We start from the raw sequence: 18,381 nt of genomic DNA, 5'->3' as shown, positions 1-18,381 counted from the left end.
ATCAAGGGTAGATCCCCCCGCCTATCGGCACCCCCCTTATCAAGGGTAGATCCCCCCGCCTATCGGCACCCCCCTTATCAAGGGGGGCAGGGGGGATCGAACCTAAAATCCATTTTTAATTTAATTATAACCAGCTACTTATTTAGTCACTTTACAATACTTTTTAAACAGGATTTAGTATCGTATCTTGATTGAGCAGCGACGAAAATCTTTTCAGGTCAGGACTCGTAGCGTTGATAAAGCCGCTGCAACTTGTCATAGAAACGCTTGCGGACTTTTTCCGGGGAGATCAGCAAGCAATCTTCTCCGTAGGGGAGAATTTCGCGGAAAAACCAGAAGCTACTCGTTACCTGTCGGGTAATCTGCCGGACAAGGGGATTGGTCGAGATCAATTCGTTGGCGATATCGATAGCGGTTTTAGTCTGGTACGATCGAGCTAATCCATCGAATAGCTGAAACTCGGCCGAGACACTATCAAGCTGATGGCGCCACTTGCCTCTAGGGATTGGGGTAATTAAGGAATCGTTGGGGATTCGATCGAGCCGTAAACTCCAATTATGGTTTAGTTCTGATATATCTTGATTTCCCTCGGTTTCCTCGCACCAACAATCGAGATATAAGCGATCCCCGTGACGATTGATAGCGGCATGGTAAAGATGGAATTCCCAGATTCGATCGCCGGCATCCTGATAGGATAACTGAAACGGTTGTTGTCGGAGAATGCAGCGATCGAGTTCCAGTCGCCATGGTGGGGGAGAATTATCGAGGCGGCCTTCTAGCTCTTTCCGTAAGGGTCCCGACAGTTCGCTCCGTTCTAATAGTAGTTTAGTCAGTTCCAGGGCGATGGGGATTTGTCCGGCATCAATAAGAGAATCGATCGCCTGTTGGAGCATCTGCAAGCGATCGGGCTTCCAGTCGTGATTAGGAGCGATTTTAAGCTTATTATGGGCAATTTCTTTGATTAGCTTCGATATATTCGGTTTATCTCCCCAAAATAGCCCGAATTCACTGGCAAGGATTTCTAGGGCCTGTTTTTCTTTTTCACTGACCGATAAAGTGATTGATTGTCCTATCCGGCTCATAGTTTATAAATATACGGACACTTTTTCTGTTAAGGTACTTGTCCATCCCTATTATCGTGGTTAGTATGGAAGATAGCAAGGAATTACGGACAGAAATTCATGGTAAATTATCAAGTAACGCTCAAGCCGGTCTATTCCTGTCCCGCAGACGAGATACCGGACGGGATCAAGGTTCCGCAAGGATGGCGGTTATCGTGGCATCAGGTGGAGACGTGGAAAGCACTAAATGATCCCAATGTCGAGGTAATCATCAATTCGGCCATGACGGGGGACGGGAAAAGTCTGGCGGCCTACCTGCGAACTTTGCAAGGATATTTCCCGATTATGGGACTCTACCCAACCAACGAACTGGCGCGGGATCAGCGGGGTCAGATCGAGGCATATATTCAACGATTTCAACCAACGGATCAACCGCGGGTCAATCTTTTGACCGGGCCCGAGTTGGAATTGTACGCCGAACGGGATGGGAAAACGAAAGCGATCGCTCTAGAGACTCGATCGAAACAGTCGGAAATTCTCTTAACTAACCCCGATATTTTCCATTATCTGCATCGGGGGGCCTATTTAACCCCCTACGATAACCCCGATCAGCTATGGAACCGGATCGATAAACATTTCGATCTCTTCCTATTCGATGAATTTCACGTTTTCGGCACGCCACAGGTCGCCAGTATTATCAATACCATGCTTCTAATCCGACGGGCCAATCGTGGGAAACGATACCTGTTTTTGTCCGCAACTCCCGACGAGGGTTTACTAAAACGATTGGATAAAGCGGGGTTTCGCTATCGATCGATCGACCCAGTAAGAGAAGGAAAATACCGGTTTCCCGATACCCCAGAAGAGGCCAATTCCCTCGCTCAACAGGGATGGCGACAAGTAACCTCGGAAATCGAGCTATCTTTTATTCCCTTACCGTCGAGTTTTCAAACTTCGGAAAATTGGTTGAAGGAAAATAAAGAGCGAATTTTAGACTATTTTAAGCGATACCCCGGCAGCAAGGGCGCGATTATTCTCAATTCGATCGCTTCGGTTAAACGTCTGCTGCCGATTTTCCGAGAATTATTGGCGACTATCGGTTTAACAGTGGGGGAAAATACGGGTCTTTCGGGAACGCGGGAGAAGTTGGCATCGTTAAATCGTGATCTGGTGATCGGAACGAGTACCATCGATGTGGGGGTGGACTTCAAGATTAATTTCCTCATTTTTGAGTCGTCGGATGCGGGAAATTTTATTCAACGTTTCGGCCGTTTAGGCCGTCACAGCGGCTACGATCGAAAGGGAACGGCGGTAAAATTTGCTAACTTCACCGCGATCGCTCTGGTTCCGAAATTTTTCCTAGAACGGTTATTCGAGAAGGAAGACGCACCGTTACAAGTCGGGGAACGGTATGACCGAATTCAGCTACAGGAGGCCATCAAGAGTAACTACCGTCATATCAATAATTTCGAGGGTTATTACCAACGTTGGGGAGCGGTACAATCATTTCAACTCTGGTGGAATTTAGGGAGTCCGAAGATCAAATCCCAATACGGGGAAAGTCGCCAGAAGTTTCAACAGGAATGCGAGGAGGTTTTCGATACCAGTTTAAAACGGGTCGCCGGTCGGGTGAAAGGATGGGCCGACGAATGGAAGGAGTTATCGGGGAAAAGCGGTAATCCGATTTTCGAGGATGCGTCTAGTTTTCGCGGGTCAAGTCCGTTACTATGCGGGTTATACGATTCGACGGAACCGGAGGAATGCGATCGCTTTAAAACCTACGATTTACCCAGTATTCTCGGTAATCTAGAGGTGGAGGTGTGGAGAAAAGGCGAGTTTAAGCGCCAGATCGAGGCCACGAAAACACCGATCGCGCGCAGACGTTTCGATTATTGTCTCACGTTTCTGAATTTAAAGGGGTATCGAGAGGAACGGTTAAACTGGCGCTTTACCTACGACGGCGATTTAGGCGAGATCGCCTCCGCGTGGAAAGTGCAGGTTTTGACGGGAATCGGTGTTTGGCAACCGGATAATCCTTGGCTCGATCGAATTAGTCGGGAGTTACGGGATCAGGCTCTGGTTAGCTTCGTTCTTGCCTATCCCGTTGCCGCAGTTCGCCAACGCTTACAATTACCGATGCACTTCGGTATTTATCCGATTAGTGACGAGAGTAGTATTCATTCTCCCCTGTCTCCCTATTCTATAGCGATCGGTCAATCGGCTTTGTTGTTGGATACTCTCGCTCATCGGTTCAAAGGTAAAGGGGGTGAGGTGTGGATCTGTTGATGCCGTTTGAGGCTACCAAGAGATGAGGGAGTCAAAGTGTACGGACACTTTTTCTGGGATTTAGTTGCTCTTTGCTTCCTCCGCGTTTGATAATAGACATAGACAGACGCTAGGGACATCGATCGATATATCCATCGGATTCTTGCCATTTTTTTTGATGGGAGCTAAATATGAATAGGCTAGTAGAAAAAATTACGGCTATTGTCGAAAAACTACCGAATTTAAAACTATTAATTCTCTTCGGTTCTAGAGCGCGTGGAGAGCATAAACCTGATAGCGATTGGGATTTCGCTGTTTTATACGAGGAAAGAATTGATCAAAAGGATATTTCGAGTCTGTTGAAAATTTATACACTACTCGAACAAGCTTTAGAGATTCCTGATGACAAAATTGATGTGATTGATTTAAAAGAATGTTCGCCGATCCTCGCTCATTATGTCGCGCGAGATGGTCAACTTCTATACGAACGGGAAACGGGACTATTCGAGGGATTTAAAGAAAAATTTCTCATGAATCCTGAAGAATCGAAAGCGTTATACCGTCAATTACGGAATAATCTAGAGATTTCTCTACGAGAAAAAGGAGTGTAAATGCCATTCAACCTCTGATTGCGATAGACGAATTAAACCTCATGAATCAATACCTCGCCGAACTTAGCGAGTACGGTTCGATCACCTTAGAGGATTATCGTACATTAAGAGAACGTCAATTAGCCATAGAAAGGTTAATTCAGCTTATCGTTCAAACTGGCATCGATATCAATTACCAGATTTTAAAATGTTTAGATATCGAGTCTCCGAATAATGCTCGCGACGCATTATTTCAAATCGTAGAACTGGGAATTTTAGAAGAACACCTAGCCGTTCAACTGGCCGAGTCTATTAAATTAAGAAACTTACTCGTACACCTATACAAGAAAATTGATCCCGATATCGTTCATTCCTCGATCGCTAATATTTTACGAGATTATCCCCGCTACCAACGCTCGATCGTTCAATATCTAGATTCCTTGGAGGCAGAAAATGGTTAGAAATACGAAAGAATTGAAAATTATCAATACAGTCAATAGAATAAACACGACTGTGGAAAAAATACCGAATTTAAAACTATTAATTCTCTTCGGTTCTAGAGCGCGTGGAGAGCATAGACCTGATAGCGATTGGGATTTGGCAATTTCACACGATGAAACAAACAGACAAACACATATTAAGGAAATCAGTAATGATTACTTAACTTCTCTCTCTATCTTGAGTGAATTGTTTGAGATAAACCGTGATTTGATCGATCTAATTGAACTCGATCGCTGTTCTCCATTAATGAAGTATCAAGTCGCACGAGATGGAAAACTTATCTATGAAAAAAATACGGGAGACTTTTTAAAATTTCGTGTACGCGCTTGGAAAGAGTACGCCGATACCGCTAAATTCCGAAAGATTCAAAAAGACAGTATCGATCTTTGGCTCAAACAATGGGGAGTTTAAACGATGGAAAGGGAGATAGTCACCGTTAGAATTCGTTTGATGATCAAATATCTTAATCGATTACGGGGGGGCGAAATCATCAGGAATGGGAAATCGTTTAGTGCATCAATACGAGGCGATCGATAATGAACTTGTTTTTAAGGCGATTCCGATCGCTTTATCTCAATTTCCGCTTTATCTCAAACAAATTACCGACTATTTAGACTCTCTAGAGGTGAAAGATGCCTAAAAAACAAAAAAAATTAGAGGAAACGGGACAGTTAAATCTATTCGATAACACTACAGAAATTGAAGATAAAGATCTGGATTTTGAGTTCGAGGATATTGATTTAGAATCTCTTTCTGGCGAAGATTTAGGAATTAGCGAATCGGTAAGCGATCGCCGAGTCGAAACCGTTCGCCAACTGCTAACCCTAAAACTCCTACGGGAGGCGATTCGAGCGGAAAACCCCGACGATCGAGTTATGGCAGATTTTGCCGAAATGGTATTACCCAATTTACTCCGATTAGCGATCGGTGTCACGGCAAAAGGGGGAAATTTCTTCGAGGAAATCGATCGCCGTCGGGAATTAGAGGGAAAAAGCAAAGTTCGACGGGATAATGCAGGAGATCAATCTCTCAATACTCATTTACTTAATGGATTATTTCCCGCCAATCTCATCGAAAAACGACTAGAAAAACTCAATACTACCGTTCGACGGGTAGTAAAGGAATGCGAGCGCAGGTTGGCGATCGCGGGGTTTATTCTCCACGATTTCGAGAAATTCCGCTACTCGCTTTTCCCCGCGATGCCGGCGAAATATATCGAGATTAACGAGGACTTCGATCGAGATATCCGCAAACTATCACGAGAGGAACATCGAGAGATTTTTCAAGTATTGGTTCCCGAATTAGGATTAGATCGCTTTTTATTTTCCGATCAACCAGAAAAATGGACTGAATATCTTGATGATTTGATATACATCGCTAAAAATGCCCAGCGTCGGAATGATACCGATCGAAATACCTCGGAAGATGGGTTAAATACTCGCTTAAACAATAGCGCCCTCGAAAGTTTAACCGATCTTGCCTGTCTAGCCGATCGCTTGGCTTCCATTATTAAACACCCCCACGATGCGGAAAAAGCTCCGTTACAAGACCTTTTATACAGCCTCAGCGATGGGGAACTAAAATTCACTTACCACAGCATCGCCGAAAACCGCGGGGTACTAACGAACGTACTTAATAACGCGGTGATGGAAGCACATCAAGAACTAGACTATCAGCCTTTACTTTACCTGCCTACGGGAGTTGTCTATATCGCCCCCAAAAACGCGCCAGAAGTGTCCCTAGAAACCTTACCGAATCGAGTGGTGGACACCATTAAATCCCTCTGTAGCGGTGAATTACAGCGTAAACAAACGGGATTCGGCAGAGATGGCAAGGGGATGAAATACGCAGATTACTACAGCCAATTTTTCGACGATGCTGGGTTAATGCGCGCTGCCCTCAACGCCACCCTTCGCATCCTCGGTGATAATAAAGCGTCCGTGGCCCGAAGTCGCGGCGAAAACCTGATTAAATTTCAACAACAGGGCGTTTTACCGACGGATTACGATTTTCATTGTGAAGATGATATCCGCATCGATCGCCTAGCGGAATTCGGGGACGTGGTGACGCGGAAAATCTGGGGCGATCGCTTGGAAAAAATCGAACAGGCGCGAAAATTGCAGAAAAACTTACCCGCACCGCCAGATTTAGATTTAATTAGCGAGATCGCGCATTATTGGAATCTAGAAAATTATCTGCCACAAATCCGAGCGATCAAGTGTATTAATGAATCGTTAAAAGAACTCAAACTGAAAGGCAATACGGGAGGGGTTCCCTACGAATGGTATTATCTAGCGGCACAATACCTGAAACAACATCCCGGAATCGAGGATATTAGACCGGTTGCAGAAGATTTAATCGCTTTTCTCGCCGCAAAAATCGCCGCCATAGTTGCGGGATATAACTTACCCGATGGTTGGGAGGATTTGCGAGAGTGGGTTAATCAAGTGGTGCAGTTACCCGGTCGGGAATTGGCCCACTCGATCGAAATCTTCCAGAAAGAATTAAACCACTACAACGCCGCTAAAAAACAAGGTCGCGGCCGTCAACTTCTCTGTTCGATCTCCCATTCTCCCTATAGTGTCAGCGAACAGATGGAATCGGCGGTTCTTTTTACTCCCCAAGTCTATACTAATAAACAAATGCTGGCAGGCTCGAACGCCAAACGAAACATTTCCAGTATCGCGGGAACGGAAATGATGTTGCGTCAGATTCTTATGAATCAAACCCAAGCGGTAGGAAAACGTTTCGAGGACGGCAAATATCGCTATCTGTACTTTTACCCGACCTATTATTTTACTCCCGAAACCAATAGTTTTTTACAAAAAGCCTACGCTAACATCGCTCAAACTCGTTTTGATAGCTCGATAAAGTTGCACTTTGTCGATAAGGATCTAGTCGCTAACTTCGATCGAACCCGTTATCAGAGTGTTGATAGTTTCCTGATCGATGAAAAATTAAGGCAGAAAAAGGAAACAATTAACGAGGAGGAAGATGGCAAAAAAGACCGCACTTTTAAACTATCCTATCCCGAAGATAAACCCTTAACCTTTTATTTTATGGCCCTACCTCCCGGCCGCGATCCCACCGATACGGAATCCTGGGTTATGCCGGCATGGTTAGGATTAGCTTTCCCGATGATTTTAGATGTCAAAACGGTGGTTTCTGAGTCTCCTATTCCTCCCTATCGCGACGGTGCGGAATTTGAAGAGACGGTATTTCTCGACAGTGCGCCCCAAGCGATCCGGTCCTTAACCCGATGCGATCGATTCCGTCTCGATCGAGTCTTGAACCCATGGCAAGATAATGACGGAAAAAAATATTCCGCCCCCTTAAATACCCTAACCGCAGCCTATTCTATTCATTTAGACGTGAACTCGAAGCAGGGTAAGACGGGTTATGATCCCAATTGGGGCAAATTAACGGAACTCGCTATCAATTTAGAAACCAGTCCTCTCTATGTTTTTCATTACCTTAAACAGTGGAAACGGGGCAAAGATGCCGATATACCGAGTGCTAATCGAATCGCTCTGTATCTCTACGATTTTTATCCTTGTTTCGATCCCTATGTACAAGCCAACCGAACCAATTTAACTATCGATATGACAGCAGAATCGCCCTTAAATCACCCGAAAAAGTTAACCGAATTGTATCGTCAATTCTATCGAGCTAATAAACAATATAATCCGAAAGCGAACGCAGTTTTAAAACCGATCAATGTGGCCGCCGATACGATTCTCAAAGGAGGAATGTATCAGGGAGAAGCCCTAGTTTCTGTAGTAGCGGCGGAAGTGGCCAGCTTAATGAATCGGGTTCATGCTTCTACCGCAGAAGGTCGCTGGATTTTATCCGATCGAGAACAGGAAAGACAGAAAATATTGTCTTTTGCTCGTTATTTTGTGATCGATGTGTTCGAGGTTTCTTTTAAGGGCGATCGAGCGCGTCTAGCTGGCAGACAATTAAACCTCCTTCGCGATACCTGCGAATTTCTTTACCGTCTTGAACAGGACAGAGACAATCAAGAGTTAAAAGCCCAGGGTCAAACTGTGGAAGAAGATTCTGAAAACAATAATTAATTCAAGGAGTACCTACCATGTCTTTACTGAAAACCCTCGATTCTAAATTCTTTCATAGCGATATTCCCTACAAACCGATGGGAAAATACGTTCACTTTTTGACGATTAGAGTCACAGAATCTTATCCTTTATTTCAAACAGATGGAGAGCTAAATAAAACTCGTGTTCGTGCGGGAATTGATAGCAAAAAAACGATTAGTCGTTTATCGATGTTTAAACGGAAGCAATCAACTCCAGAACGTTTAGTCGGTCGAGAATTACTCAGAAACTACAAATTAATTACCGCCGAAGAATGTGAGTACAATGTAAAATTTGCCATGAATAACCCCGACTGTATTATTTATGGTTTTGCCATCAGTGATTCGGGTTCAGAAAAATCGAAAGTAGTAGTAGATACGGCTTTTTCGATCACACCCTTTGATGAATCCCATGAAAGTTTTACTTTAAACGCTCCCTACGAGAATGGTACTATGGCATCTAAGGGAGAAAATAACACAAAAGTAGGAGAAGTGACTAGCAGGATTAACCAGCAAGATCACATCCGTCCGCAGGTGTTTTTCCCTAGTATTGTCACTTTAAAAGATCCGACAGAAGCGGGTTTTCTCTATGTTTTTAATAACATCCTGCGTACCCGCCACTACGGCGCACAAACCACCCGGACGGGACGGGTAAGAAATGAGCTTATCGGTGTTATTTTTGCCGATGGGGAAATTGTTAGTAATTTGCGCTGGACACAGGCAATATATGATCGCCTTCCCGATGAGGTATTACAATCGATCGATCCCTTAGACGAGGATTTAGTTATGGAAAAAGCCACCGAAGCAATACAAGCATTAATGGCGGAAGAATTTATCGTTCATACCGATTTTATCGGGGAAAATTTTCAACCTTTATTAACTGAGGTGAAAACTCTCACGGGTACGGAAGCAGGAATTTTATCGCTCTTAAACCAAGCGGATAAAGAAGCGAAAGACTACGCTAAGAAACATATCGCCGAGAAAAAGCCAGCCGCTAAAAAACCGTAAATTTCAGTAGGGTGAGTAATTTCTCACCCTAGATCCTCGCAATTTTTAAAGAGTTATGGTACATATTTATTCCTGTCAATTAGAACTGCACGATAGTCTTTATTACGCAACCCGTGAAATCGGCAGACTCTACGAAAGCGAACCCGTAATCCATAATTACGCGCTCTGTTATGCTTTGGGATTGGTAAATAGCGATAGTTATCGTTACTTCTGTTCCGAACAGATTCCCCAGTACCAAGAACATTTAAATCCTCTTAACGAAGAGAAAATTTATGTCACTCCCGCACGGGCGATCGTTCATACGACGGTTCTCAATACTTGGAAATATGCCAATAATAACTATCATGTGGAGATGGAAAAAACCCAGAAAAATATTCCCAGTTTTGGCAGGGCCAAAGAAATCGCTCCCGAAAGTGTTTTTGAATGTTTTATCATTTCCCATCACCCCCTACAACTTCCTAAATGGATTCGTTTGGGAAAATGGATGAGTAAAGCGGAAGTAAAACTGACAGAACTTTCCCTATCAAAACAAAAAGAGGATTTATTTATCTATCCCTATCCTTTAAATCCTCTCGATGTTATGTTTACCCATCAGGTGATTGGCTACGATGTGATTAATATGCCTCCCGTTAGTTTGATTCGTAATGTGAGAATGCGCGGGGAATATTACCAAATAAGCGATCGTCCCGATCTGAAAATTCCCGCTCGATTGTCCTATCACTTCGGTTGAAAATTGACTATGACTCTTATCTCTTCTAAATGCCTCACTTTATGCGAATTTCTCTCGCTAACCGCTCCCGATGGCGATATTACCTATGAATTAGTCGATGGAGAAGCTATCCCAAAAATGTCCCCGAAATTCTTTCATTCTCGTTTAACTCTGGCTTTATCTTCTATACTCGATCGCTGGAATCAAGGACGGGGAGAAGTGGGAATCGAATGGGCAATTATTCTAAGCAAAAATGATCGAGATTGGTGTCCGGTTCCCGATCTTCTCTACATTTCCCTGGAAAGGTTAGGAGATATTCCCCTCACCGATGAAGCTTGTCCCGTTCCCCCGGAATTAGTCATCGAAATTATCTCTCCTGAACAATCCTTCAGCAGCCTGAGCGAAAAAGCCGTGGACTACCTAAAAGCGGGAGTCAGTCGCGTCTGGATCGTCGATCCCCGGGCCAAGCAGATCACAATTTTCTATCCCGATGCACCCCCGGCGATTAAAAAAGGCGATGACGAAATTAGCGATATTCTCCTCCCCGATTTAACCCTAACCCCCGGACAAATTTTCGCCAAAGCCCGATTAAGTTAAGTAGGCAGGCGTTAAAAATCATCAGATGCCCCCCTTATCAAGGGGGGCAGGGGGGATCGACACCCCCCTTATCAAGGGGGGCAGGGGGGATCGACACCCCCCTTATCAAGGGGGGCAGGGGGGATCGACACCCCCCTTATCAAGGGGGATCCCCCCGCCTATCGGCACCCCCCTTATCAAGGGGGGCAGGGGGGATCGAAGCTAAAGTCCATTTTTAATTTAATTATAACCAGCTACTTAATGCCCTACAGTCTCGTTCTCAATCTCACACCTCGATCGCCGATCTATCCGAATTTTCTCACCGGACGACACCTTCACGCGCTATTCCTTACCCTTGTCAGTAGTGTTGATCAGGAATTAGGGAACATTCTACACACAGCCGAGGCAGATAAAGCCTTTACCTTATCGCCACTACAGATGCAATCCGGGGGAAAAACGATAAATTCCCCGCAGTGGCGATACGAACGGCCAATCGCCCCCAAAACTCCCTGCTGGTGGCGGATTTCTCTGCTCGATGACCGATTATTCGGTAAATTAACCTCGCTCTGGTTGAATCTCAATCCAAAACACCCCTGGCATCTCGGTTCCGCCGATCTCGTTATCACTAGCGTCCTCGCCACCCCGCAATCGGTTCAACCCTGGGCGAACTCTTGTACTTATCAATACCTGTATGAAAACGCCTCGGAAACGAATCGGGAATTTGATTTCCTTTTCGCCACCCCCGTCACCTTCCGGCAGGGAAAATTCGATAGTGCCTTACCGACGCGGGAACTGGTGTTTAATAGCCTTCTCAATCGTTGGAATCGCTATAGCGCTATCCCCTTCGATTCCATCGTCCTAGAGTCGATTTTCCCCAGTTTCTTCGATATTCAAACGAAATTAGCCGACGAAGCCTATAAAAACCAGTCGTTCGGTTGTGTAGGCGAGATTCACTATCGTCTTTTGGGAGAGGTGGAACCCGCAAAGATTAAAGCGATTAATGCACTGGCGGATTTTGCCCTCTATGCGGGAGTGGGACGGAAAACCACCATGGGGATGGGGATGACTCGCAGAATTTCTAAGGATAAAAGATAGTTATGGATGAATCTGATTACATACCGATCGCCGCTCTCAACCATTACGCCTACTGTCCCCACCGTTGTTGGAGGATGTTCGTCGCCGGGGAATTTCTCGATAATAGCTATACGATCGAGGGAACAAATTTACACGAACGAGTTCACACCGTTGGGGCGGCAAACCGCGAGGAAATATGGCAAATTCGGGCGATCTGGCTTAAATCAGATAATTACCGTCTCATCGGTAAAGCCGATCTGATCGAGTCCCACGACGGCGAATTTATCCCCGTGGAATACAAACGGGGCAGTAAGGGCGAATGGGATAACGACGAGTTGCAGGTGTGCGCTCAAGCCATCTGTTTGGAAGAAATGACGGGAAAAAGGCTAGATACTGGCTATATCTACTATGCCAGTTCTCACCAGCGTCAACCGGTGGCGATCGATCTTGCTCTACGGCAACGGGCGATCGCTACGATCCGAGCAATTGAAACCCTGATCCAGACGGGAAAAATGCCCCCGGCGGTCTATTCACCCCGCTGCAAGGGATGCAGTTTGTTTGATCGCTGCTTGCCTCGATTAACTGAAAAAGTCCAACGATATCAAGAGGAAGACTAAAAAATATGGGAACGGTATATGTGACGAGAGAAGACGCATTTCTCGGCAAAAATGACGAGCGTTTAACGGTCAAAGCATCCAAAGAAACGATCCTCGATGTTCCTTTATTAAATGTTGATGGGGTGGTTTTATTTGGTCGCGGTTCGCTATCCCCAGCTTTGGTGATCGAACTGCTCGAACGTCATATTCCCCTGAGTTTTGTCACTGTCACGGGAAAATATCTCGGTAGATTGGAACCGGAGATGACCAAAAATATTTTCGTTCGTCGAGCGCAATGGCAGGCCGCCGGCGATTCCCCGAAAGCCATTCATTTAGTGCGGGGATTCGTCCGCGGCAAGCTGAAGAATTACCGCAACATTCTACTCCGTCGTCAACGCGATCGAAAAGAGTTGGATTTACAAACGGCGATCGCTTGTCTGGAAGCAGCGATCGGCTCGATCGAAACAACCTCGGCGATCGATTCTCTCCGGGGGTTAGAGGGAGCGGGAAGCGCAGCCTATTTCAGTTGTTTTGATTCCTTAATTCTCGGCGATACTTTTACCTTTGCCTCGCGTAACCGTCGCCCCCCGCGAGATCCGGTCAATTCTCTTTTGAGTCTGGGTTATGCGTTATTGCGCCATGACGTGCAGAGTGCGATCAATTTGGTCGGTTTTGACCCCTATCTCGGTTATCTTCACTATCAACGCTACGGTCGCCCCTCGCTGGCACTGGATCTGATGGAAGAATTTAGAGCGATCGTCGTTGATGCCGTGGTTCTCAATGGGATCAATCATCCTTATCTTACCCCCGAACATTTCACCACCGAACCCTTAAGCGGTGCGGTTTCCTTGACGAGAGAGGGATTACAGATTTTCCTGCGCTTGTACGAACAGAAGAAACAATCCAAGTTTAAGCATCCAGTAATGGGTAAACAGTGTACTTATCAAGAAGCTTTCGAGATTCAGGCCCGACTAATGGCGAAATATCTCATGGACGAGACGGATAAGTATCCACCCTTGATTTTAAAGTAGGTAGAGGCGGTCATGTATTTTGTTGTCAGTTATGATATTTCCGACGATAAGCGACGAACCAAAATTCACAATACGTTAAAGTCCTACGGCCAACGGGTGCAGTATAGTGTTTTTGAGTGCGATCTAACCGATACCCAGTACGCTAAGCTGCGCGGGCGCTTGAGTAAGTTGATCAAACCCGATACCGATAGCATCCGCTTTTATTTTCTCTGCGCCTGTTGTCGGGGTAAAGTGGAACGCATCGGTGGTGAGTTACCCCGGGATAATACAATTTTTTTTGTTTAGCTCGGTTGCGCTTCTGGGTAGCTGTAAAAATTCTTAACTATTATGTGGTGGCTGAAAAGCTTATGGAATATAGATTCGAGATGATTTTCCTTTCCAACGCGGGGCGCACCTTATCCCGTAAGGTTTTGCGGGGTCTTGAAGAACTGGGTCACTTGCTGTATGATTGGTTTATTGCGGGTGCGGCGCATACGAACCTTGAAAATCCCATAGCGTATGGCTTTTACCACTGGGCGGTTCCAATTAATCTTAAACCCTACTAGGGATTGAAACGTATGCACTGTAACTCTTATGCTCGCTGACGGAACGTTCCAATTAATCTTAAACCCTACTAGGGATTGAAACCAACCGGTTCACCGGGGGAAGGGGGAAGGGGGGAGTTCCAATTAATCTTAAACCCTACTAGGGATTGAAACCTGGCCACGGGGGGTACGGGGGGATCGAACTTCATCGTTCCAATTAATCTTAAACCCTACTAGGGATTGAAACAAATACTCGATAAATATAAGTAATTCTTATAATAAGTTCCAATTAATCTTAAACCCTACTAGGGATTGAAACATAATACTAAATATGACTATTAAGAACAATTTATGGTTCCAATTAATCTTAAACCCTACTAGGGATTGAAACCTCGATCGCTTCCTTGACCGGTGACGGTGGTGAGTTCCAATTAATCTTAAACCCTACTAGGGATTGAAACTTATCGGTTATGGGGGGAACGGGTAAAGTATCTAGCGTTCCAATTAATCTTAAACCCTACTAGGGATTGAAACATTTTTGATTAATAAAGTATACCCGGCGGTAATACGTTCCAATTAATCTTAAACCCTACTAGGGATTGAAACAGTGGACACGCTTCGATCGCCAACTTGCAGAGGTACATCGTTCCAATTAATCTTAAACCCTACTAGGGATTGAAACGCAAACGGAATTAATGGCCGAGGAAGTTTATCCTTTGATGGTTCCAATTAATCTTAAACCCTACTAGGGATTGAAACAATTGAAAATCCTTAATAGTATTATAGATTTTTTGTTCCAATTAATCTTAAACCCTACTAGGGATTGAAACTGGGCAAATATGGGCAGATAATCTTGATCTAGCCGTTCCAATTAATCTTAAACCCTACTAGGGATTGAAACTGAGGAACTAAATTCCAACTTTCCCCCTCTAGATCGTTCCAATTAATCTTAAACCCTACTAGGGATTGAAACATGGATTTTATAATGAAGGAAGCTTTACAAAAGTGCATTCATGTTCCAATTAATCTTAAACCCTACTAGGGATTGAAACATTGGTAAGACTTTTTCCTGATTCAAGGCTCCTATTAGGTTCCAATTAATCTTAAACCCTACTAGGGATTGAAACATTTATGGTAAAAATTAACGAGAATGTTGTCCGGGTGTTCCAATTAATCTTAAACCCTACTAGGGATTGAAACAACTTTTTGCCACTAAATACGGTGCTAGTTTCCTCGTTCCAATTAATCTTAAACCCTACTAGGGATTGAAACCGGGTCGCTGGATTATAAGCATTGGTGCCTAGTCTGTTCCAATTAATCTTAAACCCTACTAGGGATTGAAACTTCCCGTCTGAAACCATTATCTCTGATTTCTTAAGGTTCCAATTAATCTTAAACCCTACTAGGGATTGAAACTGATCAAGTTTGTTTCGTGAACGTGAATAGTTTGAGTTCCAATTAATCTTAAACCCTACTAGGGATTGAAACTAGGTATTCGCTAGACAGAGAGAACTGTAAATTATTGTTCCAATTAATCTTAAACCCTACTAGGGATTGAAACTTACAGTTCCGTAAATCCAAACTCGGCTAATTTTGTTCCAATTAATCTTAAACCCTACTAGGGATTGAAACTAAAAATTTAAGTACCACAGAGTCTATCAGTTTGGTTCCAATTAATCTTAAACCCTACTAGGGATTGAAACCATTAAAAAGGAGATGCACATTTTTAACGCTTTCCCCGTTCCAATTAATCTTAAACCCTACTAGGGATTGAAACCGCCCTTTTTTTACCATGAAAGGAAAATTTTTAGAGTTCCAATTAATCTTAAACCCTACTAGGGATTGAAACGTAAACTCTATTTCTGGCCGATTCCAGAAATAAGGTTCCAATTAATCTTAAACCCTACTAGGGATTGAAACTGGATCAGTGATAAACTCTGATTTCGATCTAGACCGTTCCAATTAATCTTAAACCCTACTAGGGATTGAAACACAAGCAATCTGTAGAGGATAGTACTGATGGTAAGTTCCAATTAATCTTAAACCCTACTAGGGATTGAAACAAAATTGATGATCTAGTTCCCTACTGAGGAAAAGTTCCAATTAATCTTAAACCCTACTAGGGATTGAAACCCAAACTGTATGCAGTCTGTTGTCAGACTGACAACGGTTCCAATTAATCTTAAACCCTACTAGGGATTGAAACTTTGGCCTTGGTTTTGAAAACTATGTGAGGATTAACCGTTCCAATTAATCTTAAACCCTACTAGGGATTGAAACTGAAGAAACACTAAACAAAACCAGTGCTATGATGAGTTCCAATTAATCTTAAACCCTACTAGGGATTGAAACGGAATTGGATAGCATGACTGCCAAAACTTACCACCCGTTCCAATTAATCTTAAACCCTACTAGGGATTGAAACATTTTCGATTAAAGGATTTAGCGGAATATACACAAGTTCCAATTAATCTTAAACCCTACTAGGGATTGAAACCCCTAGCTGGCTTGTCTCCTCTCAAAAGCGATCAGTTCCAATTAATCTTAAACCCTACTAGGGATTGAAACTTCGAGAACCCTACGGGCGGAAAACAGCTAATCATGTTCCAATTAATCTTAAACCCTACTAGGGATTGAAACTGACTCTAAGATTTAAGCTAATTAACGTGGAAAGTTCCAATTAATCTTAAACCCTACTAGGGATTGAAACCAATCTCATGCAGATTGGGGATGGGAGCCTGATCGGTTCCAATTAATCTTAAACCCTACTAGGGATTGAAACCCTAGCGCCGGGACCGCATCCGCATCCGGGATTTGTTCCAATTAATCTTAAACCCTACTAGGGATTGAAACATAGCGACATATTATTACAGGGTGATGATGCTGAGTTCCAATTAATCTTAAACCCTACTAGGGATTGAAACAAGCTGAGTTTTATTAGCATGGGTATGGCTATTATTCACAGCCGGTTCCAATTAATCTTAAACCCTACTAGGGATTGAAACCGAGAATGGCTGATTTAAGAGTTTTATGCTTAGCAGCCAGGCCCGCCTGATTGGTGATTCCCACTATAGTCCAGTTCCAATTAATCTTAAACCCTACTAGGGATTGAAACTTATAAGGCCACTATAGTAGCCTTTTGTACTTAATCGTTCCAATTAATCTTAAACCCTACTAGGGATTGAAACTTCTCCCCAGCAATCACCTTTTCCTTTTCCCGATAGTTCCAATTAATCTTAAACCCTACTAGGGATTGAAACCCCTGCAAAAAAATCCGGCAAGAAGATCGAGAGTGTTCCAATTAATCTTAAACCCTACTAGGGATTGAAACAGTCTGACACCGTGCGATCACCTGCTGTATGCAATGTTCCAATTAATCTTAAACCCTACTAGGGATTGAAACTGCAATCTGCATACAATTCAAAAAATCCCAGAACCTTGTTCCAATTAATCTTAAACCCTACTAGGGATTGAAACGAATTAATCCCCTCGATCACCTATCTATTTAGAGCGTTCCAATTAATCTTAAACCCTACTAGGGATTGAAACATTTCATTCTGGAACGCCTGATAATTAGCATTTAGGTTCCAATTAATCTTAAACCCTACTAGGGATTGAAACGTTTGCTTCGCTGAATTGGGAGGCTAGTCTGCCTGGTTCCAATTAATCTTAAACCCTACTAGGGATTGAAACTTTACAGCATCCTAATGAGATTTGGGAACTAGACGGTTCCAATTAATCTTAAACCCTACTAGGGATTGAAACTCACATTCACCACCACCCCCGACAAAGAAACCCAGGTTCCAATTAATCTTAAACCCTACTAGGGATTGAAACCTCTTGGAAATGGCCAAGGACAGGGAGTTAAATCTAGTTCCAATTAATCTTAAACCCTACTAGGGATTGAAACTTACAGTTCCGTAAATCCAAACTCGGCTAATTTTGTTCCAATTAATCTTAAACCCTACTAGGGATTGAAACTTCGGTAGAAAGTATCAGCAGGATAGGCGATTAAAGTTCCAATTAATCTTAAACCCTACTAGGGATTGAAACGTAGAAATTACTTTGCCTAATGGTGAAAAATTACAGTTCCAATTAATCTTAAACCCTATTAGGGATTGAAACTTCTTTATTGTATAAATATTCATACTTAACGTCAGTTCGGGATAAGGGAGGAAAGAAAAGGCGGGGGCTAGTAAGCTGAAAAATATATAGGGTTTGCTGAATAATGGTAAAAACCTTACAGGAAAGGGCTTTTAGCTTGATTGAGAGCTTCCCAAATGCACTTAAATCTGCTAGAATCTCTTAAAACCCTTGCATCACCCTTGCATCTTCTCTAATTAGTGCTAATGT

The 18,381-nt window shown here is 43.6% G+C and carries 14 protein-coding genes and 1 CRISPR repeat array; of the genes, 13 read left to right on the top strand and 1 reads right to left on the bottom strand.

Going from position 1 to position 18,381, the window contains the following annotated elements; genetic code table 11:
* Positions 1-218: 218 nt before the first annotated feature.
* Positions 219-1,082, bottom strand: a complete 864-nt coding sequence (locus IM450_RS20775) for a WYL domain-containing protein (protein WP_002800260.1) — start codon at positions 1,080-1,082, stop codon at positions 219-221.
* 99 nt (positions 1,083-1,181) lie between these two features.
* On the opposite strand from IM450_RS20775, the gene cas3 reads away from it, so the two are divergent.
* From cas3 to cas2, 13 genes are all read left to right on the top strand, one after another.
* Entirely contained in the window at positions 1,182-3,347 is a 2,166-nt protein-coding gene (cas3, locus tag IM450_RS20770; RefSeq protein ID WP_287669721.1) for a type I-D CRISPR-associated helicase Cas3', read from the top strand.
* Between the two features lie 170 nt (positions 3,348-3,517).
* Positions 3,518-3,937 (top strand): type VII toxin-antitoxin system MntA family adenylyltransferase antitoxin, encoded by a 420-nt coding sequence (gene mntA / locus IM450_RS20765; RefSeq protein WP_287669723.1) that lies wholly within the window; start codon positions 3,518-3,520, stop codon positions 3,935-3,937.
* A 41-nt stretch (positions 3,938-3,978) separates the two neighbouring features.
* Complete coding sequence (gene hepT, locus IM450_RS20760; protein ID WP_002791882.1) at positions 3,979-4,377, top strand: type VII toxin-antitoxin system HepT family RNase toxin; 399 nt, start codon at positions 3,979-3,981, stop codon at positions 4,375-4,377.
* Positions 4,370-4,828, top strand: coding sequence for a type VII toxin-antitoxin system MntA family adenylyltransferase antitoxin (gene mntA, locus IM450_RS20755; RefSeq protein ID WP_287669725.1), 459 nt, complete (start codon positions 4,370-4,372; stop codon positions 4,826-4,828). The genes hepT and mntA (IM450_RS20755) overlap by 8 nt, the downstream gene beginning before the upstream one ends.
* A gap of 85 nt (positions 4,829-4,913) precedes the next feature.
* Positions 4,914-5,057, top strand: coding sequence for a HepT-like ribonuclease domain-containing protein (locus tag IM450_RS20750; RefSeq protein ID WP_002742887.1), 144 nt, complete (start codon positions 4,914-4,916; stop codon positions 5,055-5,057).
* Positions 5,050-8,493, top strand: a complete 3,444-nt coding sequence (cas10d, locus tag IM450_RS20745; protein WP_287669728.1) for a type I-D CRISPR-associated protein Cas10d/Csc3 — start codon at positions 5,050-5,052, stop codon at positions 8,491-8,493. Before IM450_RS20750 ends, cas10d begins: the two co-directional genes overlap by 8 nt.
* Before the next feature lie 17 nt (positions 8,494-8,510).
* Positions 8,511-9,518: a type I-D CRISPR-associated protein Cas7/Csc2 gene (cas7d, locus tag IM450_RS20740; protein ID WP_287669730.1), complete on the top strand. Its 1,008-nt coding sequence runs from the start codon at positions 8,511-8,513 to the stop codon at positions 9,516-9,518.
* Between the two features lie 55 nt (positions 9,519-9,573).
* A complete protein-coding gene (gene cas5d, locus IM450_RS20735; RefSeq protein ID WP_287669732.1) occupies positions 9,574-10,248 on the top strand; it encodes a type I-D CRISPR-associated protein Cas5/Csc1 in 675 nt (224 codons plus the stop codon).
* A gap of 9 nt (positions 10,249-10,257) precedes the next feature.
* On the top strand, positions 10,258-10,824 hold the full coding sequence (locus IM450_RS20730) for a Uma2 family endonuclease (RefSeq protein ID WP_287669734.1): 567 nt from the start codon (positions 10,258-10,260) through the stop codon (positions 10,822-10,824).
* 240 nt (positions 10,825-11,064) lie between these two features.
* Positions 11,065-11,898 carry a CRISPR-associated endoribonuclease Cas6 gene (cas6, locus tag IM450_RS20725; RefSeq protein WP_287669137.1) on the top strand — a complete coding sequence of 278 codons (834 nt, stop codon included), beginning with the start codon at positions 11,065-11,067 and terminating at the stop codon, positions 11,896-11,898.
* A 2-nt stretch (positions 11,899-11,900) separates the two neighbouring features.
* Positions 11,901-12,494 carry a CRISPR-associated protein Cas4 gene (cas4, locus tag IM450_RS20720; RefSeq protein WP_002800246.1) on the top strand — a complete coding sequence of 198 codons (594 nt, stop codon included), beginning with the start codon at positions 11,901-11,903 and terminating at the stop codon, positions 12,492-12,494.
* Between the two features lie 5 nt (positions 12,495-12,499).
* Positions 12,500-13,504, top strand: a complete 1,005-nt coding sequence (cas1d, locus tag IM450_RS20715) for a type I-D CRISPR-associated endonuclease Cas1d (protein ID WP_287669131.1) — start codon at positions 12,500-12,502, stop codon at positions 13,502-13,504.
* Positions 13,505-13,516: 12 nt separating this feature from the next.
* The gene (gene cas2, locus IM450_RS20710; RefSeq protein WP_002742874.1) at positions 13,517-13,789 is read left to right on the top strand and encodes a CRISPR-associated endonuclease Cas2; all 273 of its coding nucleotides are present in this window, start codon (positions 13,517-13,519) and stop codon (positions 13,787-13,789) included.
* A 233-nt stretch (positions 13,790-14,022) separates the two neighbouring features.
* A CRISPR array of direct repeats spans positions 14,023-18,153; the repeat unit is 37 nt; unit sequence GTTCCAATTAATCTTAAACCCTACTAGGGATTGAAAC.
* Positions 18,154-18,381 lie beyond the last annotated feature (228 nt).

The sequence above is a fragment of the Microcystis sp. M083S1 genome, from assembly GCF_020246405.1.
GTDB classification, from domain to species: Bacteria; Cyanobacteriota; Cyanobacteriia; order Cyanobacteriales; family Microcystaceae; genus Microcystis; species Microcystis aeruginosa_C.
The sequence above is the reverse complement of the archived record's forward strand: the minus strand, read 5'-3'. Positions and strand labels throughout refer to the sequence as shown.

Coding starts and splice junctions, on each gene's coding strand:
- cas7d (WP_287669730.1), top strand. CDS start 8,511: ATGTCTTTACTGAAAACCCTCGATTCTAAATTCTTTCATAGCGATATT.
- IM450_RS20750 (WP_002742887.1), top strand. CDS start 4,914: ATGGGAAATCGTTTAGTGCATCAATACGAGGCGATCGATAATGAACTT.
- IM450_RS20775 (WP_002800260.1), bottom strand. CDS start 1,082: ATGAGCCGGATAGGACAATCAATCACTTTATCGGTCAGTGAAAAAGAA.
- cas2 (WP_002742874.1), top strand. CDS start 13,517: ATGTATTTTGTTGTCAGTTATGATATTTCCGACGATAAGCGACGAACC.
- mntA (WP_287669725.1), top strand. CDS start 4,370: ATGGTTAGAAATACGAAAGAATTGAAAATTATCAATACAGTCAATAGA.
- cas10d (WP_287669728.1), top strand. CDS start 5,050: ATGCCTAAAAAACAAAAAAAATTAGAGGAAACGGGACAGTTAAATCTA.
- cas5d (WP_287669732.1), top strand. CDS start 9,574: ATGGTACATATTTATTCCTGTCAATTAGAACTGCACGATAGTCTTTAT.
- cas3 (WP_287669721.1), top strand. CDS start 1,182: ATGGTAAATTATCAAGTAACGCTCAAGCCGGTCTATTCCTGTCCCGCA.
- cas1d (WP_287669131.1), top strand. CDS start 12,500: ATGGGAACGGTATATGTGACGAGAGAAGACGCATTTCTCGGCAAAAAT.
- cas4 (WP_002800246.1), top strand. CDS start 11,901: ATGGATGAATCTGATTACATACCGATCGCCGCTCTCAACCATTACGCC.
- mntA (WP_287669723.1), top strand. CDS start 3,518: ATGAATAGGCTAGTAGAAAAAATTACGGCTATTGTCGAAAAACTACCG.
- IM450_RS20730 (WP_287669734.1), top strand. CDS start 10,258: ATGACTCTTATCTCTTCTAAATGCCTCACTTTATGCGAATTTCTCTCG.
- hepT (WP_002791882.1), top strand. CDS start 3,979: ATGAATCAATACCTCGCCGAACTTAGCGAGTACGGTTCGATCACCTTA.
- cas6 (WP_287669137.1), top strand. CDS start 11,065: ATGCCCTACAGTCTCGTTCTCAATCTCACACCTCGATCGCCGATCTAT.